The organism is Rhodococcus sp. WS1 (assembly GCF_003797745.1).
In the GTDB taxonomy this organism is placed as follows: Bacteria; Actinomycetota; Actinomycetes; order Mycobacteriales; family Mycobacteriaceae; genus Rhodococcus_F; species Rhodococcus_F erythropolis.
Genome location: NZ_RKLZ01000003.1, coordinates 356247 through 382232 on the forward strand (window position 1 = coordinate 356247; position 25986 = coordinate 382232).

A 25986-nucleotide genomic window follows, 5' to 3' on the forward strand; every position below is an offset into this window, starting at 1 on the left:
CACTGCGAAATACTGACGAGTAGGGTTTTCGTCTCCTACTGTAGTCGCATGTCCGACGCAGTTGTGGCCAGGCTTACAGTCTGTCCGGTATGTAGTGTTGCGACACCCCTCGACGCTTCGCCGACGCGATATGTGAAGCTACTTCGGTGAGCAGCATTCAGGTCGCAGACCAGACTTTCATCGCCGCCCCGCCCGAGCGGGTCGCCGAACTGTTGTCCTCGCGCGCGCGGTGGCGTCGCTGGTTCAGTGATCTTGCGCTCGAAGTCCGGGAAGATCGCGGTCCCGCAGGATTCCGTTGGGGAGTGTCCGGTCAGCTGGTCGGCACCATGGAGGTGTGGCTCGAACCGGTCATGGACGGGACGATCGCGCACTACTTCCTGCACTGTGAACCGGTCGGCGTATCACCGTCGGATCTGGCGAACCTCGACCTCGCCGGGATGAACCGAAAGCGTCGGGTCGACGGCAAGGTCATGTCCTTCCAGCTCAAGCGCGAACTCGAAGCAGGACGTGCCGCCGGGGTAGCACCGGACTGATAATCGAAGTAGTGCTCGTTGTGCAGGTTCTGGACTTTTGACGAAGGAAGGTAGCGCAGTCGTATGGCCGAGAAGACCAAGGGGTTGATCAGCATCGACGCCCCTGCCGACGCCGTGATGGACGTCATCGCCGATTTCGCGCAGTACCCCGAATGGGTGGCCGCGGCGAAGTCCGTCGAGGTGACGGCACCGGGGCAGGGCGGCCGCGCGGACCGAGTGCGTTTTGTCCTCGACGCGGGGATGGTGAAGGACACCTACGAACTGCAGTATTCGTGGGCGCCTGACGGGATGGCAGTGAGCTGGGAGCTGATCTCGGGTGAGATCCAGAAGTCCCAATTCGGTTCGTACACACTCGAGCCCGGCCCGAACGGCACCACCTCTGTCACCTACGAGTTGACGGTCGACCTGACGATTCCGATGATCGGTCTCTTCAAGCGCAAGGCCGAGAAGATCATTACCGACACAGCTCTGAAAGAACTGAAGAAGCGAGTCGAGGGCTGAGTGCCGGAGCAACGATCTCGCGTCCAACTGTTCGTCGGTAAAGGCGGAGCAGGCACGACGACGCTTGCCTCGGCGACGGCTGTGTCGGCTGCGTCCGACGGGGCACGAGTGCTTTTGGTGTCGATCGATCAGGCAGGTTCTCTCGCGGATGTCGTGGGCGTGCCGGCGCTGCGAACGACTACACCTCTCGCCGAGCGCCTCGACGTCCGGCAACTCGACACTTCCGAGCTCCTCGAGGAAAAGTTCCGAGGACTGTCGGGATTGATCGATGCTGCAGGAAATTTCGGAGCGGGAGATCACGAACACGGTTCGTCGTTCGAGGGGTTGGAACCGGAAGAGTTGACGGGATCCCTGGGGATCCAAGACATACTCGGACTCTCCGAGATCGTCGATATCTCGAGCAGCGGTGACTACGACCTCGTGATCGTGGACTGTCCGGCCGCAGCCGAAGCACTGCGGATCCTCGGGTCGCCGTCGATGGTGTCGGAGTATCTCGAGCGATTGTGGCCGCGGCACAGGCGGATGGTCGCCGTGACGGGCTCGGACATGCGAGTGTTGCTACTCGTGTCCGTCATCGAACGCGTGCTCGCGTCGGTGGATCGAATCGCCGTTCACCTCTCGGATCGGGAGAACACCAGCGTGCGCGTTGTGACGTCGGCCGATGGCGTGTCGGCCGCGGCGACTCGCCGGACGTTGTCCGGTCTGGCTCTGGCCGGATTGCGAGTCGACGGGATTATGGTCAACAACCTTGTCCCGCAGTTCAACTCGTCGGCCGGGAAGGGTGTCGACGATTCGCCGGCGGCGCAGTGGCTTGCTTCGATCAGGGCGTCACAGGCACTCGTCGTCGCCGAATTGCGTGGATCGACTGATGGAATGTCCGTCACAACGGTCGAGCGCGCCTGCGCCGAACCGGTAGGGTTGGCGGCTCTGGGCGAGATCGCGGCCACGTTCGAGGGTGGAACGGGCACGGATTCGGACACCGTCGACACAATCGACGCTGTCGACACCGCGGACAACATCGTGGTGTCGTTGGAGTCGGGGGCCGGAGTCGATTCGGTGTACGTGATGCGGATGTACCTTCCGCTTGTGGATCCGTCGTCGTTGTCGTTGGGCCGGGTGGAGGACGATGTGCTGGTGGGAGCAGACGGCGTACGACGCAGAGTTCGTTTGGCGTCGGTGCTGCGTCGTTGTGTCGTGAACGGGGCGGAGTTGGACGGCAGTTACCTGATCATCCGGTTCAGCCCGGATCCCGCGGTGTGGCCAGTATGAGCGAAGAGCACGAGCGCCTCGTCGCGGAATTTCGTGCGCTGGCGGATACCGTTCTGACGCGCCTGGAACCGGTCTTGCAAAAGGCTGCAGCAGCGACGGCCGACGTTGCGGGTGACTCGGCGTCAGCGGACACGCAGCCGGTGTTCACTGGCTGCAGTTGGTGCCCGGTGTGCGCTCTCGCTGCACTGGTTCGCGGTGAGCACCACGAACTACTGGCGTTTCTCGCGGGTCACGCAGCCGCGTTCCTCGCATTGCTTCGCGAGATTCTCGACGAGTTTCTCGGGGGGCCGTCCGGCCCGGATCGCGGACCGGACAGCGGAGCGACGACGCCAGGTGCCGAGCGAACTCGAACGGCGGCATTTGTCCCGATCAACGTGACGGTCAAGGACTGACTTAGTACCCCGGGTAGAGCTGACGGCCCGAGATGAGCACAATCGACACAATGGTCACCGACGCACGAGGCACCGATACAGGGTGCGCACTCCAGCGGGCGCCGCTCGCGCGGGAATTGGCGCGATGAGCGCGCGCCGCTTGAAAGCGGTCTCCGACTCCACCATGGACGACATCTTGACGGTCGGCATCGACGTCGGCGGAACGAGCATCAGGGCCTCCGTCGTGGACGTCGACGGACAAGTGCTCGAGATGATTCAAGCCCCGACCCCGCAGTCCGCACGCGCTCTCGAAGACGGCCTCGATCGCGTCGTACGCGAACTGGTCACCCGGCACGAGGTGTCTGCCGTGGGGTTGGCGGTCGCCGGCTTCATCACCTCCGATCGAAGCTCGGTTCGGTTCGCGCCGCACTTGCCGTGGGTGGACGCGCCGGTGGGCAGTGACTTGAGTAAGCGGCTCGGATTGCCGGTCGTTCTCGAGCACGACGCCAATGCAGCGGCGTTCGCGGAGCACCGATTCGGCGCGGCCGCAGGTGGCCGCAATGTCGTGATGGTGGCAATCGGGACCGGAATCGGCGGTGCGCTGCTGATCAACGGTGAGCTGTACCGGGGCAGTCACGGCGTCGCCCCCGAACTCGGCCACATCCAGGTCGTGCCAGGCGGGCGTCAGTGTGCGTGTGGCAAGCGTGGGTGTTGGGAGCGCTATTGCAGCGGAACGGCGCTCGTGGACACGGCAATCGAACTGCTGGCCGCCGACCCGGCTGCGTCGACGGTTCTGGCGCGCGAAGTAGCGGTGGATCCGGGTTCCCTCACCGGTCGCCGGATCGCCAACGCCGCGCAGGACGGTGACCCACTCGCTCTGGCAACCATTGCCGAGTTCACACGTTGGCTGGCCGTCGGATTGGCGATGGTCGGGGACGTCTACGATCCCGATCTGGTCGTGATCGCAGGCGGCGTCGCGAGTTCTGCCCCACTGTTTCTCGACGACGCCCGTGAGCAGTACGCGACATTGTTGACCGGCGCGAAGCACCGCCCACTGGCACGAATCCGTTCGGCTCAACTCGGCGAAGCTGCGGGCATGGTGGGCGCCGCCGCATTGGCGCGTTCGGTAGTGCCTCAGGATCTCGGTGGGGTCGACGGCGCTGGAACCACGTCTGCCAGACTGTGATCGGGTCGATCCTCCAGGGGCGTGTGTAGCGGGGGTTACCGGTCGGCAGTAAGGTCGTACTCAGCGAAATTCAGCTGTGAATGGGAGGGACGCCGTGTGGTATTGGCTCTTCAAGTATGTGTTGCTGGGGCCGATTCTCTGGCTGCTCGGGCGTCCGACGGTCAAAGGTCACGAGAACATTCCGACTGACGGCGCGGCCATTCTGGCCAGCAATCACCAGGCGGTTCTGGACTCGTTCTACCTTCCGCTTCGCGTCAACCGCCGTATCACCTTCCTTGCCAAGAGCGAGTACTTCACCGGTTCCGGCCTGAAGGGCGCTTTCCAGAAGTGGTTCTTCACCGCGGTCGGACAGGTCCCCATCGACCGAACCGGCGCGGACGCGGCGCAGGATGCGCTCAACGCCGGTCTCAAGGTTCTCGGTTCGGGCAGTCTGCTGGGTATCTACCCCGAAGGGACGCGTTCGCCTGACGGTCGTCTCTACAAGGGCAAGACCGGAATGGCGCGCCTCGCGCTCGAATCGGGCGTCAAGGTGATCCCGGTTGCGATGGTCGGTACCGACAAGATGAATCCGATCGGCTCACGGATGTGGCGCCCCGCGAAGGTCACCGTGATCGTCGGTGAACCCATCGATTTCTCCCGCTTCGAAGGCATGGGCGGAAACCGCTTCGTCGAGCGGGCTGTGACCGACGAAGTGATGTACAAGCTGATGAAACTCTCCGGTCAGGAGTACGTGGACATCTACGCGGCGAGCCTCAAGAACCAGGCGCCCACGAAACCCGAAGCTGCCGTCGATGTTCCGGCGGAAGGCGGCGAGTCGGTTGTTGATCTCGTGGTCTCGGCCGAGTCGAAGGAGTCCGCGAAGACCGACAAGGATTCGCTCCCGGACGCACAGGCCAGCTAGAGATTTCCCACACCTGCCGCACGCGCATTGGCTCCAGAGCCTGCGCGTGCGGCATAGTTTTCGGACGTGCGCTACTTCTACGACTGTGAATTCATCGAAGACGGTCGAACCATCGATCTCGTGTCCATCGGCGTTGTCTGCGAGGACGGCCGAGAGTATTACGCGGTCTCGACGGAGTTCGATCCCGCCCGTGCCGGTAGTTGGGTGCGCAAGAACGTGCTGCCGAAGTTGCCGCAGCCTTCGTCGCCGCTGTGGAAATCACGCGAGAAGATCCGCGACGATCTTCTGAAATTCTTCGTTCCGCGGCCGATGGTCGTTCCGGAGCTCTGGGCGTGGGTAGCCGCATACGACCACGTCGCGCTGTGCCAGTTGTGGGGCGATATGACCGAACTACCGCAGTCGATGCCGCGGTACACCCGCGAACTCCGACAGTTCTGGGAAGACAACGGCAGTCCTGCCCTCCCGTCAGCGCCCGCCGACGCACACGACGCACTTGCCGACGCCAGGCACAACCTCGTGAAGTTCGACGCGATTTCGGCAGCACGTTCACTTCGCTGACTCAGGTTTCGGTGCGCGAGAAGTGTCCCGATTGGGCTGCGATCGAGAGCCTGTGTGACGCGCCGACGGGCGAGCGAATATCCTGTAGAGGTGAACTGGACTGTCGACGTGCCGATCGACCGCTTGCCCGAACTCCCGCCGCTGCCTGCCGGACTGCGTAAGCAGCTCGACGAGGCACTCGCGAAGCCCGCTGCTCAGCAGCCCTCGTGGCCCGCTGACCAGGCGGCCGCCATGCGGACTGTGCTCGAGAGCGTGCCTCCCATCACGGTGGCCAGCGAGGTCGAGGCGCTGCAAGAGCGTCTCGCGCAGGTCGCGCGTGGTGAAGCATTCCTGCTCCAGGGCGGTGACTGCGCCGAGACATTTGCGGACAACACCGAGCCGCACATCAAGGGAAACATCCGCACGTTGCTGCAGATGGCCGTCGTGCTCACCTACGGTTCCTCGATGCCTGTCGTCAAGGTTGCTCGCATCGCCGGCCAGTACGCCAAGCCGCGTTCTGCCGACATCGACTCGCTGGGGCTCAAGTCTTACCGCGGCGACATGATCAATTCGCTCGTCGCCGACGAGGCAGTCCGTGCGCACGATCCTTCGCGTCTGGTGCGCGCATACGCCAACGCCAGCGCCGCGATGAACCTGGTTCGCGCGCTCACCGGCGCCGGTATGGCCGATTTGCACAAGGTGCACGACTGGAACCGCGCGTTCGTCGCAGCTTCGCCCGCGGGCGCACGTTACGAGCAACTGGCAGCCGAGATCGACCGCGGCCTGCAGTTCATGAACGCGTGTGGCGTCACCGATCCGAGCCTGCACCAGGCACAGATCTTTGCCAGCCACGAGGCCCTGGTTCTGGACTACGAGCGCGCGATGCTGCGTCTCGACAACGACAGCGACCACCCCAAGCTCTACGACCTGTCGGCCCACTTCCTCTGGATCGGTGACCGCACCCGTCAGCTCGACGGCGCGCACATCGCCTTCGCCGAGTTGGTCTCCAACCCGATCGGCCTCAAGATAGGTCCGAGCACCACGCCGGAAATGGCGGTGGAATATGTCGAGCGTCTCGACCCCACCAACAAGCCGGGTCGACTGACTCTGATCTCGCGCATGGGCAACGGCAAGGTCCGCGACCTGCTGCCGGCGATCATCGAGAAGGTCCAGGCCACCGGCCACCAGGTCATCTGGCAGTGCGATCCGATGCACGGCAACACCCACGAAGCCTCCACCGGGTACAAGACGCGCCACTTCGATCGCATCGTCGACGAGGTTCAGGGCTTCTTCGAGGTCCACAACGGCCTCGGCACGCATCCGGGTGGTATCCACGTCGAGCTGACCGGTGAGAACGTCACCGAGTGCCTCGGCGGCGCGCAGGACATCTCAGATCTCGATCTCGGTGGTCGCTACGAGACGGCGTGCGACCCCCGATTGAACACCCAACAGTCGTTGGAGCTCGCGTTCCTCGTGGCCGAGATGCTGCGAGGCTGAAACCCTGTTTCGCCGAAGCTGATTCGCACTGGCACTGATTTTCAGCAAACGCCCTCACCCGCTCGCGCCGGTGGGGGCGTTCGCTATTTCGTGAATCGTGTGACGAATCGGCGCTGCCAGGGCATTTCGACGGCGCGAGGTGAGTAGCGTGCGCGAACGTACGCGGTGGCGTCCTCACTCGGCACTCCGTCCATAATGGCAAGAGCGGCCAAAGCTGTTCCGGTGCGGCCGAATCCGCCACCGCACGCGATCTCGACTCTTTCGGTTTCCGAACGCACCCAAACTTCGTGCAAGGCGCTGCGCAGCGCGTCGGGATCGCTCGGCAACCAGAAATCTCGCCAGCGGACCCACACCGAATCCCACTCGGTGGCGGGAGGTTCTTTACCGGTCAGATAGACACCGAAGGTGGGGAGAGGCCCGGAGGGAAGTGGATTGCGGAGTCCTCGACCCCGAATCGATCTCCCCGACGGCAAGTCGAGTATCCCTATGCTCTCGGGTTCCCACGTGGCCATGAATTCAGACTAGGCCGAAGCGGACTGTCAGGGAATTGCGACGACGCTGATGTCGGTGCCCTTGGCAACGAGGTCGTTCTTGACGCTCTGGCTGATGATGACCGAGCTGTCGTTCTGGGTGAGCTGACGCACGGTGATCTCGAGGCCGAGGCGGCCGAGTTCTTCGCGTGCTGAGGAGACGGAGCGGCCGATCAGCGAGGGAACCTTGACGGAGTCGGAGATGAGGAGAACAACGGAGGTGCCGGCGTTGACGGAGGACCCGACTGCGGGATCTGTGCCGATCACGCTACCGCCCTCGACGGCGTCGTCGAACGTTGTTCTGGTGGTGCTGACGGAGATACCTACCTTGTCGAGGGCGGCGCGCGCAGCGTTCTCGGACATGCCCTTCACATCGGGAATGTCAACGGGCGGTGACCCTTTGGACGTGATGACCTTGACCGAGGAGCCCACGGCAACCTCGGTTCCCGGCGCCGGGTCGAGCGCCGCCACGCCGCCGATCGGGATCTTGGAGCTGAATGTGTCCCCGCCGTCGACCGCGACGAGAGTGCGGTCGGCGAGTTGTGCGCCCAGGGCCGAGACGTCGCCGCCGGCCGGAATGGGCGGAACAGTCGGACGCCCGAGCGAAGTCAGCAGCGCGACGGTCGAGCCTTTGGTAACCCTGGAGCCGGAGGCCGGGTCTGTCCCGATCACCGTGTCGATGGGTTGGGCGTCGGAGTACTGACCCTGGACGTCGGGGGAGAGCCCGGCGTCCTGCAGAGCGGTGACCGCAGTGTCCTTGGTCAGCCCGTCGATCGAGGGAACAGCTGTATAGCGGCCCGAGCCCATCCACCATCCGCCGAAGCCCAACGCAAGCGCGAGGACCGCGATGACGAGCAGCCAGATCAGGGTGGCTCGTCGAGACTTGCGTCGTGCTTCGACAAAATGAGCGTGCGGATCGTCAGGTCCCAGTTGGTCGTCGCCGAAATCGGAACCGTCGTCGAAATCCGAGTCGCCGTCGACCGTCGCCGGACGAGCAGTTTGTGCGGTGACCGCGCGAGTGTGCTGAATGCCACCGGGGGGAGGAGAGCCCGTGCCGAGCGCCGTGGTGGCTGCCGCAGCCGGGGCCACGCCGGACGCCAATACCGTCGTGGCACCAGGGTTCGGGCGCGCAGCAGAGTTCGGGTGTACATCCGTCGGGGGCGCAGGCGCCGGTTGTGGCCGAGCCGGGGCAACCTGCGCGCTCTGGTGCTGGGCGCTTCGACGCGGAGCCGGAACGCGGTATGACGGAAGTTCCAGTTGTTCGCTCACACTGCGAAGTGCAGCTGCCATCTCACCAGCGTCGGCGAAACGATGTGCCGGCTCGCGGTGAGTGGCTTCGGCAACCAGGCGATCGAACTGCGCCGGTACACCGGGGATGCGTGAACCGGGGCGCGGGACATCGTCGTGGATGCGTTGGTAGGCGATGGAGAGTGACGTATCACCGGTGAACGGTGTTGTACCGGTGAGAAGTTCGAACATCAACACGCCGGTCGAATAGACGTCGCTTCGAGTGTCGGCAATTCCTGACGTCACCTGTTCCGGCGACAGATAGGCTGCGGTGCCGAGGATCACGCTGTTGGAGGTGGTGGTTGCTGCCGCGGCTGCACGCACCAATCCGAAGTCGGCGATCTTCACTTCGCCGGTGTCCGAGATCAAGATGTTCTCGGGTTTGACGTCACGGTGAACCAGTCCCGCTCGATGCGCCACCGCCAACGCGTCCAGGACAGGTGCCACGACTGCAGCGACGGCGTGAGGCGGCATCGGTCCGCGCTCACGAAGGAGTTCGCGCAAAGTTCCACCGTCGACGAGTTCCATCACGAGGAACACGTGATTGCGATCGCTGCCCTGGTCGTAGACGGCCACAAGGGACGGATGCTTGAGTCTGGCCACGGCCCGGGCCTCGAACTCGAAACGAGTCAGGAACGCTGGATCGCCGGCAAATTGCGGGTCCATCACCTTGATCGCGACAGGTCGATCCAACCGTGTATCGAGGCCTCGATACACGGTCGACATACCGCCGCGCGCGATCGGTGCGTCCACTCGATAGCGGCGCTCGAGCATTTCGCCGATCAACCCTCGACCTCCGTAATGACTATTCCTCCGTGCTTGCGATCTGTGTGGTTGTGCTCTGTGTGGTTGTGCTCTGGGCGGTAGCTGTCTGCATGTAAGTAGTGGCCCCCGCCGTACGGGCGCCGTTTCGCGGTCACCACGAAATCCCGGTTCGCGAAATCCCGGTTCACGAAATCCCGGTTCACGAAATCCCGGTTACTGATACGCCGCATCCCGTCCATCGTAGCCAGCGATACCGACGCGGAAGTCTCGAGAATGTCACAGAGCGCTGTGACCCAAGCGGAGCGGCGGTTTCGAGCACTGCACCGGGCGGTACACAGCGGGCTCGCCGGACCGGATAAACTTCTCGCGGTGAGCGCGATTCCTTATTGTGATGATGTCCTGGATTCTTCGGTTTCCCTGTTCCAGCTGGTGGATGTGGCGAAGAACGTCGGGTTGCCGGTGAGTAAGGTTCACCAGTTGCTTCGCGATCACAAGATCATCGCAGTCAAGCGGCATGGCGTTCTCGGTGTCCCCGAAGTGTTCTTCGGCGAGGACGGCCAGATCGTCAAGTGGTTGCCCGGTCTGCTGGCGGTGCTGTACGACGGCGGCTACACCGATATCGAAATCCTCCGCTGGTTGTTCCTGGCCGACGATTCCCTGCCGGGGCGCCCGGTGGACGCACTGCATGGTGATCTCGCGCGTGAGGTCATCCGCCGCGCACAGGCCATGGCTTTCTGAGATGCCGGCCTTCTGACAACTCACCTCATGCGGTTTTTCGCCGCGTAGGTTGCCGACCGGACCAGACCCGGCGCAGCGACTCGAAGTCGCGTGCGTCCGGGAACGGACACACGTCGATGCAGTATCCGGAAGTCGGCGCGCTCGACCTGGTCGAGAATTGCTCCGTACAACACGAAAGCCGTGCGGATCGACGGCTGGACCCGCCGATCGAGCATCGGGATGCCGGATTCAGCAGACCGATACCGCCCCCGCGTCACGGCAATGAAGTGTGCCAGCGCGCGCTTGACCCGAACGTCCACCGTTCCGGTTCTGCGCCCGTGCTCGAGCATCTCGATGTCGACCCCGAATGCGGCGAACTCGCCCGCCGGGAGATACAGACGTCCCCGGTCGAGGTCTTCACCGACGTCGCGGATGAAGTTGGTCAGCTGAAACGCCTCACCGAGATTCGACGCGGGCACTACAGCTTCCTGCTGCGGAACGCTCACTCCGAGAATCGGGAGCATCTGCAAACCGATGACGACGGCGGAGCCGTACATGTACTCGCTGAGTTCGTCCATCGTGTTGTAGACGGGTCGAAACTTCGCCGTGTCGGGGGCGTCCATCCGCATGGACTCGAAGAAGGCGTCGAAGTATGCACGCGGAATGTCGAACGTCTTCACAGCATCGGCGAAGGCAGGGAGTACGCGTGTCAGGTCGAGGGGAACCGTCGACGGGAAGCCACCTGTCGCAGTGGGGTTGTCGAGTGCGGTGACGGCTGCACGTTCGACGTCGGCGAGCACCGTGCCTCGTTCATGCGGACCCGAGGGTTCGTCCACGACGTCGTCGACGACGCGAGCAAATGCGTAGAGAGCGTGAACTGCGCGGCGTCGAGGCTCGGGCAGCAACCGAGTGGCCAGAAAGTACGTTCGGCCGTGTTCCCTCGTCACGTCCTCGCAGAATTCATAGGACGCAGACAATGCGTTCATGACACGCGGATCACGCAGATTCTGACGTCGAGGGCGCCGAGGCGGCTGACGTCATGTCGATCGGTTTTTCGTGTTTGCGTCCACGAAGTCTGAGTGGGTCTTCCGTCTGCAAGGACATCGCCGCGACGACGGCGACGAAGACGGCCAGAGCCACATGCGGGAAGGTGTAGAGGCCGAGCGATCCGTCCGGCTGGAACACCAGCATCAGCCAGGTGGACAGCCCGGTCAGTACGGCGAGAGTCGTCGGCGACATTGCGAAACCGGCCGCCACTGCCAGCGGCCAGGAGTAGTACCAGGGGAGTGCTGCGGGGGACAGAACGACGATGGCGACCATCACGATCACGATGCCCATGACGGCGTCGCGCTCGGTCTTGCGGTAGCGCCACCACACGACGGCGATGATCGCGATCAACACAACTGCCGAAATGGTCCGGGAGACTTCGAGGATTTCGTTGAAATGGTTACCGGCGAACCACGAGGTAGCCAAGGTACTGATTTCCGCTACGAGCGTGGGCAGCGAGAGCCAGTTGATGATCTTTGCCGAACCCGAGAGTGCCGTCGTCCAGCCGAGGCCGACTCCGGCGATCAGTGAGGTGGATCCGAGTACCGCCACGAACACCGCGAAACCCGCACCGGCCGTTTTGACGAACGATCGGATCGGTGACGCCGGTTCTCGCCCGGCCGCCGCCGCGTCCTCCCGCTCGTGGATCATCCAGATCCAGACTATGAAGGGAAGTGCGACGCCCGCGGTTGCCTTGATCGCAACGGCGAACGCGATCAGCCCGATTCCGAACAGGTGCTTGCGTTCGAGAGCGAGCGCAATACCCGCGGCCATGAGGCCGACCATGAGCATCTCGTTGTGAACGCCGCCGATCAGGTGGATCAGGACGAGGGGATTGAGTACTGCGAGCCACAGGGCGATCGAGGTATTTCCGCCGAGCTTCGTCGCGAGATGGGGAACGGCCCACATCATCAGGGCGAGTCCGGGCAGCATCGTGATCCGCAACAGCATCGTGCCGGCGATGACGTTCTCACCGGTCAGCCGAACGATGGCGTCGGCGAGGAGAAGGTGAACCGGACCGTACGGGGTAGTTGTCGTCGTCCACACGTTGGAGACGTTGTCGAGCAGGATTCCCGGATTGACGACGGGGCCGACGGCATACGGGTCGAAGCCGTTGCGTAACAAGGCGCCCTGTGCCAGGTAGGAGTAGGCGTCACGGCTGAACATGGGCACCGCGAACAGCAGCGGAAACGTCCAGACCGGGACGACGTAGCGCAGGCCGCGCAACGAGACGTCACCGCGCAGAGTCGAGCGGCCGAGTCGAACCCAGGCGGCGATCATGCACAGGACACCGATCCAGACGATGGCCGCCGACAGAATCGATCCGTGTCCGAAACGGAGCCAGGAGAGATGCATCGACTCGAGCAGCGGATCTTGGCGCCGGACGCTACCGGCACCGAATCCGCCGAACGTGATCATGACTGCGCCGAAGAAACCGAGCAGTGCACTGTGACCTTCGGGAGTCCGAAGGAAATTGGCGGCCCTTAGGTGCCACGGTCTTTCAGTGGCTGCGGCAGAGGACGTCATCGGTGCAGGTTCCTCCCCCGAGGAGATCGGTGTCGATCGGCGCATGCAGCGCCCGAGTCGGTGAATCGTGGATGAATGGTCGGTTACGAGGGGCTAGTTTAGTTGCTCGCACGAGTGCCCACCGCGCTGGCTCGCTCGCGTGTACCGGTAATACGTTCGGCGGCGAGCCGGCCGGACAGCAGAACGGTCGGTACTCCCACCCCCGGAACGGTTCCCGATCCGGCGAGAACGACGTTGTCGAAGCCGCGGGCGAGGTTCTTGCGTCGGAACGGCCCCGTCTGGGTGAAGGTGTGTGCCGCCGCGAACGGGCTACCCGCGGCCATGCCCTTCTCGAGCCAGGTCTGCGGGGTCTCGACGTGATCGATATCGAACCCCTCGACCAGTCCCGTATAGCCACGTTCTTGCAGCGTGAGGATGATTTCACGCACGTAGGCCGGGCCGAGAACTGCCCAGTCGAGCGGCGCACTGTCCAGATTCGGGCACGGCGCGAGGACTGACAGCGGTTCACGGATCCGGCCGTCTCGCGAGAAGGCCAGGCTCGGGTCGGTCTGCGCCGGTCGGGTGACGAGCAGTGACGGATCACTCATCAATTGCCCGCGGCCGCGGCGTGCCGTGATCTCGGCGAAGGTGCGCTTCCACGCCTCGCCGAAGTCGATCATGTGGTGTCGCTGCGCGGGCCATCCGTCGGCGACGGCTGAAGAAACAGTGCCGTGAATCACGACCGCGGACGGCGATGTACGCACCGGTCGCGGGCGCAATCGCGTATGCGGGCGCAAGAGGGAGTCCGTGACGGCCATGTCGGGGGTGAGGACTGCGACATCACAGTCGTAGCTCTCACCGTCGCGTGTGTGTACGGCACGCACGCGACGGTCGCTCGCCTCGAGTCGTTCGACCGTGCGGCCGAGATGCAGAATTCCGCCGGCTTCGGTGAAAGCGTCGGCCATCGACTCGGCGATCGTGCGCATCCCGCCCTCGGGAAAGTAGACGCCCAGTGAGGTGTCCATGTGAGCGATCGCCCCGTACACCGCGAGGGCTCGAGACGGAGCAACTCCCGCATACAGCGCTTGGAAAGTGAAGATCCGCCGGAGGCGAGGGTCGCGGATCTTGCGATCCACCTGCCCGCCCAGTTTCCCGAATCCTCCCAGTGCGACGAGTCGGCTCAGATCCTTGACTGCGCCACGCGAATTGACCAGTCCGAGGGGAGAATCGAAGTCGGCGTCCATGAAGCGGTCGAATTCCGCGTCGAAGATGCGGTTCAGCCATCGCCGCAACGCACGGTATCGCTGCGCTTCTTCCGGCCCGCAGACACGAGAGACTTCGGCAGCCATGTCTTCGGGGTCGGCGTGAACATCGAGAGCGGTGCCGTCTGCGAATCGCGCGTGGTACGTCGGATCGAGCTTGTGCACAACGAATTTGGGGTTTGTCGAGTCGGGGTCGGCGCCGACGGCCGCAAGAGCGTCTTCGACGAGTTCGGGCATCGTGAGCACCGTTGCGCCGTTGTCGATGCTGTAGTCACTGCCCTGGTAGACACCGACTCGCCCGCCGACCGAGCCGTTGCTCTCGAGGATCGTGACGTCGCGGCCGGCGCCACGCAGATACAACCCCGCAGACAGTCCGGCAAGTCCCGCGCCGACGATCACGACTCGATCGGTCGGCAAGCTGACGGTTCGAGTGCGGTGCACGTCTGCCACGGTCAGTAGCTTCGCTTCGTGGCCGCGATCGCCATATCGGTCAGGCGAGCCTTGGACTCGGCCGTTGCCGTGCTCGAGTCGAGGGCGTTCGCAGCTGCCTCGACGAGGGTGTCGATCTGCGTTTCGACGTCGGTGACGGCGCCAAGATCGGTGATCACCTGACGCAGAGTGTCGACTTCGTTGTCGGTCAACTGGGTGCCGATTCCGTTGCGGAGCAGTTCTGCTGCCGCCGGATCTGCGGCGTCGGCGCGGGCAAGCGCCATCGCGAACAGGACAGTCCGCTTACCGGCGATGAGATCGTCGCCCGACGGTTTGCCCGTGACGGACGGATCTCCGAAGACACCGAGCAGGTCGTCGCGAAGTTGGAAGGCAATCCCGATGTCGGTGCCGAACGTCCGGTAGGCATCGATCAACTCGGCGTCTGCACCGAACAGTGCGGCGCCGAGGTGCAGGGGGCGTTCGATCGTGTACGCGGCGGTTTTGTAACGGTTGACCCGCATGGCTGCCTCGACGGTCTCGTCTCCGCGGGCTTCGTTGCTGATGTCGAGGAATTGGCCACCGAGCACCTCGGTGCGCATTGCCGACCAGACCGGGCTCACTCGTGCGGCCGCGTCGGGGCTGATCCCGGATTCTCGGATCATGTCGTCAGCCCAGGCCAAGGCCAGGTCGCCGAGGAGAATGGCGACAGCCTCGCCGAAGTGCGCGGAGTCGCCGCTCCACTCCTCGCCTCGGTGCTGGTCCTCGAATTCGACGTGAACGGTCGGGAAGCCGCGCCTGGTCGTTGATGCGTCGATGATGTCGTCGTGCACGAGCGCGCAGGCCTGCACCAGTTCGAGGGCCGCGCATGCACGAATCACCGCCTCCGCGTCGCTCCCGTTCGGGTCGCCTCCGGCGCCGAGCCATCCCGTCCAGGCGAACGAGGGCCGGACGCGCTTTCCTCCGCGCAGGACGAAGGCTTCGAGGGTGCTGACGGCTTTCTCGTATCCACCGCCGATGTTCGAGACGAGTTCGCGGCGTGAATCGAAGAAGTCGCGGAGCGCTCCTTCGAACATGCCTGGCAGTTCGAGTGAGGTCGGATGCGGTGCGGTGTTGGTCGAACTCTGTCCAACGCGCGCGGTTCCTGCGGACAGGGTGGCCTCCAAGATCGGTATGTTCTCGCGCCGGAGGGTTACACGGAAGCGAGCTTGAGGCCCAGCTTAGTGGGGGTTGGAATCAACGGGGGTTCGGGCCGTGAACTGCGTGATCCTGACATTCGGGATACGCGGTCCTGGGCGATGAGCTTGTTTGCAGCTGGAAAACATATGCTTGACCGGTGACATTCGATCCAGTCAGGGGCCGCTCCAGCGAGGGGTGGGCCACCCGAACACCGTCGATCGTCGATCGGATCGCTTCCTCGACAGGTAGCCGTATTCCGTTCTCGGTCGAGTTTTCGCCGCCGCGCGACGCTGACGCCGAAGCGCGCCTGTGGCGTGCGGTGCGTACCTTCGAGCGGCTCGGACCGGCGTTCGTCTCGATGACTTACGGCGCAGGTGGCTCGACGCGCGATCGTACGGTGCGCGTCACCGGCGAACTGGCCGAGGAGACGACCCTGCTGCCGGTTGCTCACCTGACTGCCGTCTCGCACAGCACCGAAGAACTTCGCGCCATGGTCGGTGCGTACGCCGATCGTGGGATCAGCAACATCCTCGTGTTGCGCGGCGATCCGCCCGGCGATCCGCTCGGCGAGTGGAAGAAGCATCCCGAAGGCGTCGAGTACGCCGAGGAACTCGTGCGGATGGTCCGTGACCTGGGCGACTTCCACGTCGGCGTCGCGTCGTTCCCCGAGGGGCATTACCGCGCTCCGGACTTGGCGTACGACACGAAGTACCTGGTGTCGAAGTTGCGTGCCGGCGCCGAGTACTCGATCACGCAGATGTTTTTCGACGTGGAGGACTACCTGCGTCTCCGTGACCGGGTGAGTGCATACGACGCAGAACAGGGCGCCAAGCCGATCATCCCGGAGATCATGCCGGTGACGTCGCTGCGCTCGGTGAGGCGCATGCTCGAGCTCTCGGGCTCGTCGTTGCCTCCCGCCCTCGAACGCCGATTCGACGCCGCGGCCGGAAGCGGTCCGGACGAGAACCGTGCAGCGGTCCGCGAACTCGGCATCGATCTGGCCACCGAGATGGGAGAGCGGTTGATCGCCGAAGGCGCTCCGTGCCTGCACTTCATCACGTTGAATTTCGCGCGCGCCACCAGTGAGGTCCTCGAGCGACTCGGTCTCACCCCCGACACCTCTGTCGGGACAGCACAAGCCGTCTGATCCCGGTTGCCCCGCTCGACACCTATCGAGGGGGCAATCGTCAGGCGCTACTTCGTGGTGTTTTTCGGATTCCTGTTGTCAGCTTGCTTGCTGCCAGGTGATTTCGTGACAGGCGTCTTCATGGCCGGTGCTTTCGCGGCGGGCGCGCGCTTGATCGGTGCTCGATTGCGCGCCATCCAGGCCATTGCACCGACGATAATCGCGACACCGAGCGCCAGTCCGGCCATGATTCCTGCCCACCCGGCGAAGCTTCGGGTGCTGGGGTCCGCGTAGTTGACCTCGGCGCGCATTGTCGACACCTCGCCGGCGGGCAAAGTCCACGAAACCCGGGAATCGCCGTCTCGTGTTCCGTTGGTCGTGCCGACCCGTGCCGGGAAGGCGATGCTGACCTGGACGTCGGCGCCCTGAGTCGGAACCGTCTTCAGGTCTGCCTTGCCGTCGAGCGTGACGGTGTCCCCGGATCGCTTGAGGGTGATCTGGAACGACCCGGATCCCTCGGCATACATCGAGCCCAGTTGGGCGACGTCACCGAAGGACAAGTCGCTGAAGAACGCCTGGCTGCCGACGTATCCGTCCTTCTTGTATTCCTGAACCCGTATCTTGTCCTCCAGCGAGGAAGGCGGGGTCAGCTGCGGACCCTTGTCCGCCTCGTTCGCCGGAATAGCGGCAGCTACCACCTGTCCGGTCACACGATCGTTCGCGGACACTCCCATCGACACCTGCACGCGGATGCACCCGGCAAGCAAGGGAACAAGCATGAGGGCGAGCGCGGCAACCGTCAGGAAACGTTTCCGACTGGTCGGCTTGGCGGCGGGATCGGTGGACTGTTGCACAGTGGTCATCGTGCCAGCCGTGGCGTAGCCAGTCATCGAGGCGGGGGCGTGTCGGCGGGTGAAGTTCGGTGGGTGACCTTCACGACCTGCTCGAACGACGCAGCCACTGACTCGCTTTACCCCGGCGGCTGTCGGACAGTGCGATTCGAGCCGCACTGCGACCACTGGCTCCGGACACACCACCACCGGGATGCGTCGATGCTCCGGTCAGATACAACCCGTCTGCTCCCGGAACGCGATGGCCGGACAGTTCGGGAAGCGGTCGCCACAACATCATCTGATCGAGTGACATCTCGACGTGCATGACATTTCCGCCGATCATCCCCAATTCCGACTCGATGTCGCGGGGAGTCTGAATGAAGCGGTCGAGGACGGAATCGGCGAATCCGGGTGCAAAAGCCTCCATCTCGCCGACGATCCGGTCGGCCTCGGCCTCGGCGACCGACGCCCAATCGCGATGTCCGCTGAGACGATACGGCTGCCACTGCGACCACAGTGTCACCTGATGCCGCCCGGCCGGGGCGATCGTGGGATCGATTCCGCTGAAACTCATTCCGAGAACCGCAGGGCGAGGAGGCAGTTCCCCCGCCAGTGCTGCGCCGTGTGCAGTGCGCAAGTGGGCGCGATCGGAAACGAGTAATTGCAATCCCGAGGTACTTTCCCGTGTCGTGGCGTCGCCGCGGTAGGACGGGAGCGCAGATGTTGCCAGTCGCAATACAGCGCCGATGCCGGGGCCGACCCTGATCTTCCGCCGCCAGTGATCGAGCGTGGTTCGGTCGAATCCTCCGGTGCCCAGGAGATCGAGTGTCGTGAGGATGTGGCAACCCGCGATTACCTTGCGAGCGTGAACTTCTCGACCGCTCTCGGTTGTGACGGTCCAGTGGTTCGAGTTCCGGCGGATCGACGTCACGCCGTCACCGAGCGCGACGGTGGCGCCGTCGACAGCCATCCGGGAGGCCAACGCAGCACTCAGTGCGCCGCTCCCTCCGACTGCTCGCCCGGGCGGTAGGACGTGCATGAGGGCCGCGAAGCCGACCATCGGAGCGGTTCCCGGTTCCGACATCGGAGGCCCGGACTGGGCGCCGAACCACGCCAACGCTGCCTTGAGCGCCTCACTGTCGAAATACTCGTCCAGCAGTGCGTCGCCAGGCGCGAGGAACTGCCGCGACAGTTCGCTGTTGCCGCGCGCTGTGGCCAGTCCTCCGAACGCACCGATCAGGTTCGATCCGGTGGGCGGTGTGGAAAATGCCTTCATCACGTGTCGGCTGCGCTCCGACCAGACCGCGAAGAACTGCCGGTACGCGTCGGCGTCCTTTGTCCCGCAAGCTCGTTCGATGGACCGGCAGGTTGCATCGAGGTCGCGATGAAACACGATGCCCGGCCCGTCGGTGCCAGGGGCGGGCGGAGCGAACGCCCACGGGTCACAGTCGATGTAGCGAAGGCCGTGCGCGCCGAGTCCGAGTTCCTCGATGATGCCGCTGTGTCGGATCATGAGGTGTGCAGACGACCCCCGGTCCACCTTGTATCCGGGAAATCGCTCGACGGTCGAGACGGCACCGCCGAGAACCGTGTCCTTCTCGAGAACCTCGACCGACCAACCCTCGCGTGCGAGATACGCGGCCGAAACGAGCGCGTTGTGTCCGGAACCGACGACGACGGCGTCGAGAAATGCGCTCACAGCGGCAGTCCACGGCCGAGGACCGCAAATGGCCGGTTGTCGCCGGCAAAACGAAATCTGCGGAGCACGTCGCGAAAGCCGAGACGGCGGTACAGCCGCCAGGCTCGGTTGTCCTCGTCGAACACCTCAGGTGTCGACAACAGAACGCTGCGTTCGGTTCGATCGACGAGGAGGTGGCGCAAGAGCGATTCGCCCAATCGGTGACCTTGACCGTTCGGATGCACGTGGAGTTCGGTGAGTTCGAAGTAGTCGCTCAGAATCGCGTCGATCTCGCTTTGAGGGCGACCCGAGCGCCGAAGCCCGTGCAGTACCTGTTGATGCCACCACTGGTCCGGGCTCCCGCGATACCCGTAAGCGATCCCCACCAGCGGCAGATTTTCGTGTGACGGTTCCTGGGGAACCGCCAATGCGCCGACGGCTTTCCAGCCAGGCCGGTTCGCGTGCTCCTGCCACATCGGTGCGCGATGGAACTCGGTTCCTCGCGGATAGTCCATCGCAGTGACGTACACGGCCAGTGCCTCGTGGAGTCGACTCGCGAATTCTTCACGATCGAGGTCGACCGTATGTGGTGTCCAGGCGATCTGCGGGTCGACCGGTCTCACCTCTTCTCTTGACGGCGTGTCGGTGGGTGCAGTTATATTGAATAGGTCGAACAGATGTTCGATGTGGGTGATCCGGAGATGCCCGAAGGGAAGCGGGCATCTCCGGCCCACCTGGCCTTGGATCCTTACGGTGCAGGAGGTGCCCCGATGTCCGAGCATGTAAAGCCTGATCGTGTGAAGTGCCAACGAACTCTTCCGGCCGAGTTGTCGAGCCCGTCGGATGCCGCAATCTCGCGATTGCCTATATCGGCGAGGCGGTCCTTCGGTGCGACGGACGCCAGCCACCGCACTGCGCAAGTGGGAAAGCCCGGTGTGGCGTGGGGGCTCCTCCGGAAGGCGGATGCGCTTCTCGAGGAAGCGATTGGGGCGGGCGATCCTGCCGACCGGTTCCGGTGTGCCTATCTGGCAGCACTACGTGGTGCCGGGGCAGTGTTGGCCGCAGCTCCTGCCGGTGCCGGATCGAAGCGCAAGCGAAGCGGAAACGCGTGGGTTCTGATGGACGCCGCAGCGCCCGCGTTCGGAGCGTGGTCGAAGTTCTTCGCGGGGTGGTCCGCTGCGCGTGCGGCCGTGGAAACCGGTGTGTCGATCGTGATCACGGACTCCGATTCCGATGCATTCTTCGCCGAGGTCGGTCGTTTTCTCACGGCGGTCGAAGATTTCATCGGTCAGGACGCGTCCGAGCATTTGCGAGCGTCGTGAACAAATGGTCCGTGTTGGCAGTTGTTTCCGGGGAATTTCCTGGTCCGCACAGGCAAATGGAGCCGAATCGGGGCCCTTCGGCACGAATACGTACGCTTGTGGCGGAACTCGTACCCGGAGTTGGTGGTCCGAGACCTAAACTGCTCGTATTATGAAAACAGGTAATCGTCCAACTTGATTACCCGCCGCCCCACACCGTGGGGTGGTTGCCAAACTTCCAGTGCCGGGGGAGGTACCGTGCCACTCTCCGAGCACGAGCAGCGCATGCTCGATCAGATCGAGAGCGCTCTCTATGCCGAAGACCCCAAGTTCGCCTCCAATGTGAGGGGCGGCCGTATGCGGGCGCCGTCGAGTAGACGGCGGTTCCAAGCAGCGGCTCTATTCGTGCTGGGTCTGGTCCTGCTGATCGCGGGGGTTGCCCTCCCGCTCAAGCCGGGCGGTTTTCCGATCATCAGCCTGTTCGGTTTCTTGTTCATGTTCGGCGCAGGGGTCTTGTTCCTCTGGGGTGGTGGACGCAAGTCCGCAGCAGCAGCCGAACCTGCTTCCGAAGGTGGCAATCATCCCTCCGGTCCGCCGGGTAGGGGTAGTGCCGGTGGATCCGGGCGGGGACGCGGCCGCAAGTCCGGCGGCGGATTCTCGTCGCGGATGGAAGATCGATTCAAACGCAGGTTCGAGCAGGACTAGCTCTCCCGCCCTTCTTCGGGCGTACTTCGAGAGTGGTGCAGTTCGGACATGACGCCCTCTGTAGGGCACGGACGACCACACGTGTGGCGGTCGGCAACCAAGGTTGCCGACCGCCACACGTCGTTGGTGTGGGTGTTGTACATGTGTGCCGGCAATCCATCGAAGTGAATCAGTGACGCGCGAGCGAATCACTCGCCACCCACGGTCGCCCCTAGGCAAGCCCGCGGGCTTCCTCCACTTCGCTCCACTCGGCCCTCCACTTTCCTCCACCCTGGTCGAACTGCAACGCACGACCAGACCTCGTCCCGCTCACGTCTATTCGAAAACCGCGCTTGTACTGCGATTTTGCTTGGGGGAGCGACAAATCGTGGCGTGAAGGGTCGATATGACGGCGGTGTGGGCCGGGACACGGTTGCAAATTTCCCCCACGTATCCCCACCTGCGCTGACCTGCTATTTATCAGCAAATGATGCTGAATAGGGACCATGTGCTCCTTGTTTGTGGGGGAAAGTGGGGTACTGTGGGTTCGGGCGGAGAGCTGAAGCACGATCCGCTCGATAGGGAGGGTTTCAGCGCAAGCTCGCAGGAGGTGTCGAGTGTTCCTCGGTACCTTCACGCCGAAGCTCGACGACAAAGGTCGGCTCACGTTGCCGGCAAAGTTCCGAGACGAACTGGCAGGAGGATTGATGATCACCAAGAGTCAAGATCACAGCCTCGCCATCTACCCCCGGGACGAGTTCGTCAAGCTTGCTCGAAAGGCAGCGGCAGCTCCACGCAATGATCCGGCAGCTCGGGCGTATGTACGTGCCCTGGCCGCCGGTACAGATGAACAGCACGCCGATGCCCAGGGGCGAATCACCCTCTCGGCTGATCATCGGCGTTACGCAAACCTGTCCAAGGAATGCGTAGTGACCGGCTCCGTCGATTACCTCGAGATCTGGGATCTAGCAGCCTGGGAGAGGTATCTCGGAGACAACGAAGAGGACTATTCGCAGGCAACAGGCGAATCTCTCAGCGAGATCGTCTAGGCGAAGAGCCCCCGGCGAATGCCGCGAGGCCTCTGCCCGGAAAGACCCTGACGCACTTCCCCAGCGCCAGGTTCTCCTTCGGGCAGGGACCTCGAAGCATTCGCCTTCTCGAACAGTCATCGCCTTCTCGGAAAGTCAGCATCTTTTCGAAAAGTCATCGGAAATCATGAAAGTAGGAGCCGGAGCAATCATGGTGGATCACGAGGTGAACGAACCCTCGGATGCCGATGGCTTCGCGCACGTCCCCGTACTTCTGCATCGTGCCGACGATCTTCTCGGCCCTGCCATCACCGCCGTCGGTGACGGTGGCGAAGGCGCATACATGATCGATGCGACGTTGGGGCTCGGAGGCCACTCCGAATTCTTCCTCGGCAAGTACCCGGGCCTTCACCTCATCGGTCTCGATCGCGACACCAACGCACTCCGCATCGCTGCCGAGCGTCTGGCGCCATTCGCGGACCGAACCACGTTCGTGCACACCACGTATGACGGGATCGAAGACGCGCTCGAACAGGCAGGTCTGCCGTCGACGGAGTCGGTTCACGCGATCCTCTTCGATCTGGGTGTGTCGTCGATGCAGTTGGACGAAGCCGACCGAGGTTTTGCGTACTCGATCGACGCCCCTCTCGACATGCGGATGGATCAGACGGTCGGGCTGACCGCGGCAGAGGTCCTGAACACCTACAGTCACGGCGACCTTGCTCGCATTCTGAGCACGTACGGCGAAGAGCGGTTCGCCGGAAAGATTGCGTCCGAGATCCTTCGGCAGCGTGAGCGTGAACCATTCACCACCAGTGCAGCTCTGGTCGAGTTGCTGTACCGAACAATCCCGGCGGCCACGCGGCGTACGGGTGGACACCCGGCCAAGCGCACCTTCCAAGCGCTGCGGATCGAAGTCAATGCCGAGTTGGATTCGCTTCGCGCGGCCGTTCCTGCCGGGCTCGATGCACTGGCAGTCGGTGGGCGAGTGGTGTTCATGTCCTACCAGTCGCTCGAGGATCGAGTTGTGAAGGCGGAGTTGGTTCCCCGCTCGAAGTCCACCAGTCCTGAAGGTCTACCGGTCGAGTTGCCGGGTATGGGGCCGGAGTTCCGCATTCTCACCCGTGGCGCAGAACGTGCGTCTGAGCAGGAAATCGAAGAGAACCCACGATCAGCTCCGGTGCGTTTGCGTGCCGCAGAACGCATTTCCAGGAGGCGGGCATGAGTCGTCAGGGCAAATCCGGTGCAGCGCAACGCGCATACGACAAGCGCACCGCACGGGCGGCAGGCCGGACCGGAACTGCCGCTGCTGTCGGCCCGTCGATCTCTCCTCGGGCGATGCTCAAGGGACGGGTACCGTTCGTGGCCTCCGTTATCGGACTTCTGTCCATCGGTCTCGCGGTGACTCTGCTGCTGACCACTCGCGCTGCCGAGGATTCGTACCAACTCAGTGATGCACGTGCATACAACCAGTCTTTGGTCGAGCAGAAAGCAGCGCTCGAACGTGACTTCCAGTCGCGTAACTCGGCTCCGGAGTTGGCAAATCAGGCAAGCGCTCTCGGCATGGTCCCCGCCAAGGACCCTGCACGTCTGGTAGTTCATCCGGATGGTTCGGTCGAGGTCGTCGGAACGCCGACTCCCGCGACTGCCGGCGCGATGCCGCCGCTCGATGCGCCCACATCGGTGCCCGCACCGACCGCGACACCGCCGCGCACCACAACGCCAGTTGTTCCTGGAGCCACGCCGAGCGTTCCGAATAACACGCGAAACCTCGCGCAGAGTGAACAATTGGTTCCTGTGATCCCCACGACGACAGCACCCGCCACCACGACGGCGGTGCCTGCTCCGCCTGAGGAACGTCGGTGAGTCAGAACTCCCGTAACAACCCCGGTCGGCGTCCGCGCCGCTCGGCCACTGCCTCATTTCCGTTTCGTCAGCGAGTCGGTCGTATCACCATGTGTGGTGCGCTCGCCGTTGCGGCATTGCAGCTCTTGTGGATTCAGGGAATCGATGCGCCGAGCCTGGCTGCGGAATCTGCGAATCAACGAACCACGACGCAGGTCGATCCGGCCGTACGCGGCTCGATAACCGATCGCAACGGAAACCCCCTCGCGTTCACCATGGAAGCCAAGGCGCTGACCTTCCAACCGGTGCGAGTACGCAAGGAACTCGAGGAAGCGCGCGCGAAGAGCATCGAGCAGGGCGCCGAGGGTGACAAGCAGGCGCCGGAAGTCAGCGATCGCCTCGCCGAGATCGCCGCCGGAATCCACGCCAAGCTCGGCGATACCGTTCCGGAAAAAGATCTGCTTCAGAAGATGAACAGCAACGAGACTTTCACGTACCTCGCTCGCAGCGTGGATCCGGCGGTTGCTGCCGAGATCTCGGACAAGTTCCGGGAGGTCGGCCTCGAGCGACAGGACATCCGCGAGTACCCCGGTGGCTCTCTGGCGGCGAATCTCGTCGGCGCGACCGGCTGGGACGGGCACGGTTTGCTCGGCCTCGAAGATTCGATGGACTCCACGCTCGCCGGAACCGATGGATCCGAAACGTACGACCGCGGTTCCGACGGCGCTGTGATCCCTGGTAGCTGGCGTGACAAGCAACCGGCCGTCAACGGTTCGGGCGTCGAGCTGACCATCGATTCGGACCTCCAGTTCTACGTTCAGCAGCAGGTCCAGATCGCCAAGGACAAGTCGGGCGCCAAGAACGCTTCGGTTGTGGTCATGGACTCCAAGACGGGACAGGTGTTGGCCATGTCCAACGACAGCACCTTCAACCCCGCGATCGGCATCGACAAGAACGCGCCGACAGCCGAAATGGGCAATCCGTCGGTCAGTACGCCGTTCGAGCCCGGATCGGTGAACAAGATCGTCACCGCAGCAGCGGCCATCGAGGACGGCAAGACAACTCCGGACGAAGTTCTGCAAGTCCCGGGCAGCATCACGATGTCCGGTGCCACAGTCAAGGATGCGTGGGATCACGGTGTGGCCCCGTATACCTCTACCGGTGTGTTCGGAAAGTCCTCGAACGTCGGCACCTTGATGCTCGCTCAGCGAGTGGGCGAGGATCGCTACGCAGACATGCTGAACAGGTTCGGCCTCGGACAACGCACCGACGTCGGACTTCCCGGCGAGAGCGCGGGCAGCGTCCCGAGTCGCGATCAGTGGTCCGGCGGAACCTTCGCGAACTTGCCGATCGGGCAGGGTCTTTCGATGACAACCTTGCAGATGACCGGGATGTACCAGGCCATTGCCAACGACGGTGTGCGAATTCCTCCGCGAATCGTGAAGTCGACTGTCGATTCTTCCGGCACTCGGACCGAGACGCCGCAGCCCGAGGGTGTCGAGGTGGTCAGCGCCCAGACAGCGTCGACGGTTCGGGACATGTTCCGGTCGGTCACTCAGGAAGACACCGGCAACCAGCGAGGAACCGGTGTTGCCGCGGGCGTCGAGGGATACCAGGTCAGCGGAAAGACCGGCACCGCGCAGCAAGTGGATCCCGCGTGCAAGTGCTACTCCAACTCCAACTACTGGATCACCTTCGCGGGAATCGCGCCCGCGGACAACCCCCGATTCGTGATCGGAATCATGCTCGACGCACCGGTTCGCGGTGTGGACGGCGGCGGCGGTCAATCGGCAGCACCGTTGTTCCACAACATCGCGTCGTGGATGCTGCAGCGTGACAGCGTTCCGATGTCGCCGGACCCCGGTCGCAAGTTGGTGTTGCAGGCGGACTGATTGCGGTGTGTCGGTTTCGACAGGGTCTTCGGGTGAATCCCGGACACGGTAATCTCAAACGTCGCAGTAACCTCATTCATCGCAG

At 63.6% G+C, this 25986-nt stretch carries 25 protein-coding genes; 16 read left to right on the plus strand and 9 right to left on the minus strand.

Annotation, left to right across the window (positions count from 1 at the left end):
- Window positions 1-146: 146 nt before the first annotated feature.
- The 8 genes from EEB12_RS26825 to EEB12_RS26860 all read left to right on the plus strand — a co-directional run bounded on the left by EEB12_RS26825 (window position 147) and on the right by EEB12_RS26860 (window position 6795).
- Window positions 147-533, plus strand: coding sequence for a hypothetical protein (locus EEB12_RS26825; RefSeq protein ID WP_019748899.1), 387 nt, complete (start codon window positions 147-149; stop codon window positions 531-533).
- Window positions 534-596: 63 nt separating this feature from the next.
- Entirely contained in the window at window positions 597-1034 is a 438-nt protein-coding gene (locus EEB12_RS26830; RefSeq protein WP_019748898.1) for an SRPBCC family protein, read from the plus strand.
- Window positions 1035-2303, plus strand: coding sequence for an ArsA family ATPase (locus EEB12_RS26835; protein ID WP_141488826.1), 1269 nt, complete (start codon window positions 1035-1037; stop codon window positions 2301-2303). It begins immediately after the preceding gene.
- Window positions 2300-2695, plus strand: coding sequence for a hypothetical protein (locus tag EEB12_RS26840; RefSeq protein ID WP_019748896.1), 396 nt, complete (start codon window positions 2300-2302; stop codon window positions 2693-2695). Before EEB12_RS26835 ends, EEB12_RS26840 begins: the two co-directional genes overlap by 4 nt.
- 124 nt (window positions 2696-2819) lie before the next feature.
- The gene (locus tag EEB12_RS26845; RefSeq protein ID WP_181447578.1) at window positions 2820-3860 is read left to right on the plus strand and encodes an ROK family protein; all 1041 of its coding nucleotides are present in this window, start codon (window positions 2820-2822) and stop codon (window positions 3858-3860) included.
- A gap of 94 nt (window positions 3861-3954) precedes the next feature.
- Window positions 3955-4761 (plus strand): lysophospholipid acyltransferase family protein, encoded by an 807-nt coding sequence (locus EEB12_RS26850; RefSeq protein ID WP_020969874.1) that lies wholly within the window; start codon window positions 3955-3957, stop codon window positions 4759-4761.
- Window positions 4762-4827: 66 nt separating this feature from the next.
- On the plus strand, window positions 4828-5319 hold the full coding sequence (locus EEB12_RS26855) for a polyadenylate-specific 3'-exoribonuclease AS (RefSeq protein WP_003941683.1): 492 nt from the start codon (window positions 4828-4830) through the stop codon (window positions 5317-5319).
- A gap of 90 nt (window positions 5320-5409) precedes the next feature.
- On the plus strand, window positions 5410-6795 hold the full coding sequence (locus tag EEB12_RS26860; protein ID WP_141488828.1) for a class II 3-deoxy-7-phosphoheptulonate synthase: 1386 nt from the start codon (window positions 5410-5412) through the stop codon (window positions 6793-6795).
- 83 nt (window positions 6796-6878) lie between these two features.
- Here the strand turns inward: EEB12_RS26860 and EEB12_RS26865 are convergent, their stop codons facing one another.
- Complete coding sequence (locus EEB12_RS26865; protein ID WP_020969872.1) at window positions 6879-7307, minus strand: protein-tyrosine phosphatase family protein; 429 nt, start codon at window positions 7305-7307, stop codon at window positions 6879-6881.
- Window positions 7308-7334: 27 nt separating this feature from the next.
- Window positions 7335-9398, minus strand: a complete 2064-nt coding sequence (pknB, locus tag EEB12_RS26870) for a Stk1 family PASTA domain-containing Ser/Thr kinase (protein ID WP_019748891.1) — start codon at window positions 9396-9398, stop codon at window positions 7335-7337.
- A 348-nt stretch (window positions 9399-9746) separates the two neighbouring features.
- Here pknB and EEB12_RS26875 point away from each other — a divergent pair, with 348 nt between their 5' ends.
- A complete protein-coding gene (locus EEB12_RS26875; RefSeq protein ID WP_141488829.1) occupies window positions 9747-10115 on the plus strand; it encodes an Rv2175c family DNA-binding protein in 369 nt (122 codons plus the stop codon).
- A gap of 20 nt (window positions 10116-10135) precedes the next feature.
- Here the strand turns inward: EEB12_RS26875 and EEB12_RS26880 are convergent, their stop codons facing one another.
- The 4 genes from EEB12_RS26880 to EEB12_RS26895 all read right to left on the minus strand — a co-directional run bounded on the left by EEB12_RS26880 (window position 10136) and on the right by EEB12_RS26895 (window position 15501).
- Window positions 10136-11080: a phytoene/squalene synthase family protein gene (locus tag EEB12_RS26880; protein WP_020908087.1), complete on the minus strand. Its 945-nt coding sequence runs from the start codon at window positions 11078-11080 to the stop codon at window positions 10136-10138.
- Window positions 11081-11090: 10 nt separating this feature from the next.
- Window positions 11091-12668: an alpha-(1->6)-mannopyranosyltransferase A gene (locus EEB12_RS26885; protein ID WP_139120594.1), complete on the minus strand. Its 1578-nt coding sequence runs from the start codon at window positions 12666-12668 to the stop codon at window positions 11091-11093.
- A 98-nt stretch (window positions 12669-12766) separates the two neighbouring features.
- A complete protein-coding gene (gene crtI, locus EEB12_RS26890; protein WP_141488830.1) occupies window positions 12767-14359 on the minus strand; it encodes a phytoene desaturase family protein in 1593 nt (530 codons plus the stop codon).
- Between the two features lie 2 nt (window positions 14360-14361).
- On the minus strand, window positions 14362-15501 hold the full coding sequence (locus EEB12_RS26895) for a polyprenyl synthetase family protein (RefSeq protein WP_021344573.1): 1140 nt from the start codon (window positions 15499-15501) through the stop codon (window positions 14362-14364).
- Window positions 15502-15671: 170 nt separating this feature from the next.
- Here EEB12_RS26895 and EEB12_RS26900 point away from each other — a divergent pair, with 170 nt between their 5' ends.
- Window positions 15672-16661: a methylenetetrahydrofolate reductase gene (locus EEB12_RS26900; protein WP_003941803.1), complete on the plus strand. Its 990-nt coding sequence runs from the start codon at window positions 15672-15674 to the stop codon at window positions 16659-16661.
- A gap of 47 nt (window positions 16662-16708) precedes the next feature.
- Here the strand turns inward: EEB12_RS26900 and EEB12_RS26905 are convergent, their stop codons facing one another.
- From EEB12_RS26905 to EEB12_RS26915, 3 genes are all read right to left on the minus strand, one after another.
- Window positions 16709-17503 carry an LppM family (lipo)protein gene (locus EEB12_RS26905; protein ID WP_225989382.1) on the minus strand — a complete coding sequence of 265 codons (795 nt, stop codon included), beginning with the start codon at window positions 17501-17503 and terminating at the stop codon, window positions 16709-16711.
- Between the two features lie 70 nt (window positions 17504-17573).
- Entirely contained in the window at window positions 17574-19172 is a 1599-nt protein-coding gene (locus EEB12_RS26910; RefSeq protein WP_046378705.1) for a phytoene desaturase family protein, read from the minus strand.
- Complete coding sequence (locus EEB12_RS26915) at window positions 19169-19774, minus strand: GNAT family N-acetyltransferase (RefSeq protein ID WP_046378704.1); 606 nt, start codon at window positions 19772-19774, stop codon at window positions 19169-19171. The genes EEB12_RS26910 and EEB12_RS26915 overlap by 4 nt, the downstream gene beginning before the upstream one ends.
- A 147-nt stretch (window positions 19775-19921) precedes the next feature.
- On the opposite strand from EEB12_RS26915, the gene EEB12_RS26920 reads away from it, so the two are divergent.
- From EEB12_RS26920 to EEB12_RS26950, 6 genes are all read left to right on the plus strand, one after another.
- Window positions 19922-20473, plus strand: coding sequence for an SAV_6107 family HEPN domain-containing protein (locus tag EEB12_RS26920; protein ID WP_241841102.1), 552 nt, complete (start codon window positions 19922-19924; stop codon window positions 20471-20473).
- Between the two features lie 237 nt (window positions 20474-20710).
- On the plus strand, window positions 20711-21157 hold the full coding sequence (locus EEB12_RS26925; protein ID WP_019748880.1) for a DUF3040 domain-containing protein: 447 nt from the start codon (window positions 20711-20713) through the stop codon (window positions 21155-21157).
- Window positions 21158-21753: 596 nt separating this feature from the next.
- Complete coding sequence (gene mraZ / locus EEB12_RS26935; protein WP_003941779.1) at window positions 21754-22185, plus strand: division/cell wall cluster transcriptional repressor MraZ; 432 nt, start codon at window positions 21754-21756, stop codon at window positions 22183-22185.
- Between the two features lie 190 nt (window positions 22186-22375).
- On the plus strand, window positions 22376-23389 hold the full coding sequence (rsmH, locus tag EEB12_RS26940; protein WP_029538264.1) for a 16S rRNA (cytosine(1402)-N(4))-methyltransferase RsmH: 1014 nt from the start codon (window positions 22376-22378) through the stop codon (window positions 23387-23389).
- On the plus strand, window positions 23386-24030 hold the full coding sequence (locus EEB12_RS26945) for a hypothetical protein (protein ID WP_020969859.1): 645 nt from the start codon (window positions 23386-23388) through the stop codon (window positions 24028-24030). Before rsmH ends, EEB12_RS26945 begins: the two co-directional genes overlap by 4 nt.
- The gene (locus EEB12_RS26950) at window positions 24027-25901 is read left to right on the plus strand and encodes a peptidoglycan D,D-transpeptidase FtsI family protein (RefSeq protein ID WP_020908076.1); all 1875 of its coding nucleotides are present in this window, start codon (window positions 24027-24029) and stop codon (window positions 25899-25901) included. Before EEB12_RS26945 ends, EEB12_RS26950 begins: the two co-directional genes overlap by 4 nt.
- Window positions 25902-25986 lie beyond the last annotated feature (85 nt).

Bases quoted from the DNA above. Each gene is read 5' to 3' on its own strand.
- rsmH (WP_029538264.1), top strand. From the start codon at position 22,376: ATGGTGGATCACGAGGTGAACGAACCCTCGGATGCCGATGGCTTCGCG.
- EEB12_RS26880 (WP_020908087.1), bottom strand. From the start codon at position 11,080: ATGAACGCATTGTCTGCGTCCTATGAATTCTGCGAGGACGTGACGAGG.
- EEB12_RS26830 (WP_019748898.1), top strand. From the start codon at position 597: ATGGCCGAGAAGACCAAGGGGTTGATCAGCATCGACGCCCCTGCCGAC.
- EEB12_RS26865 (WP_020969872.1), bottom strand. From the start codon at position 7,307: ATGGCCACGTGGGAACCCGAGAGCATAGGGATACTCGACTTGCCGTCG.
- EEB12_RS26885 (WP_139120594.1), bottom strand. From the start codon at position 12,668: ATGACGTCCTCTGCCGCAGCCACTGAAAGACCGTGGCACCTAAGGGCC.
- EEB12_RS26840 (WP_019748896.1), top strand. From the start codon at position 2,300: ATGAGCGAAGAGCACGAGCGCCTCGTCGCGGAATTTCGTGCGCTGGCG.
- EEB12_RS26845 (WP_181447578.1), top strand. From the start codon at position 2,820: ATGAGCGCGCGCCGCTTGAAAGCGGTCTCCGACTCCACCATGGACGAC.
- EEB12_RS26905 (WP_225989382.1), bottom strand. From the start codon at position 17,503: ATGACCACTGTGCAACAGTCCACCGATCCCGCCGCCAAGCCGACCAGT.
- EEB12_RS26945 (WP_020969859.1), top strand. From the start codon at position 23,386: ATGAGTCGTCAGGGCAAATCCGGTGCAGCGCAACGCGCATACGACAAG.
- EEB12_RS26920 (WP_241841102.1), top strand. From the start codon at position 19,922: ATGTCCGAGCATGTAAAGCCTGATCGTGTGAAGTGCCAACGAACTCTT.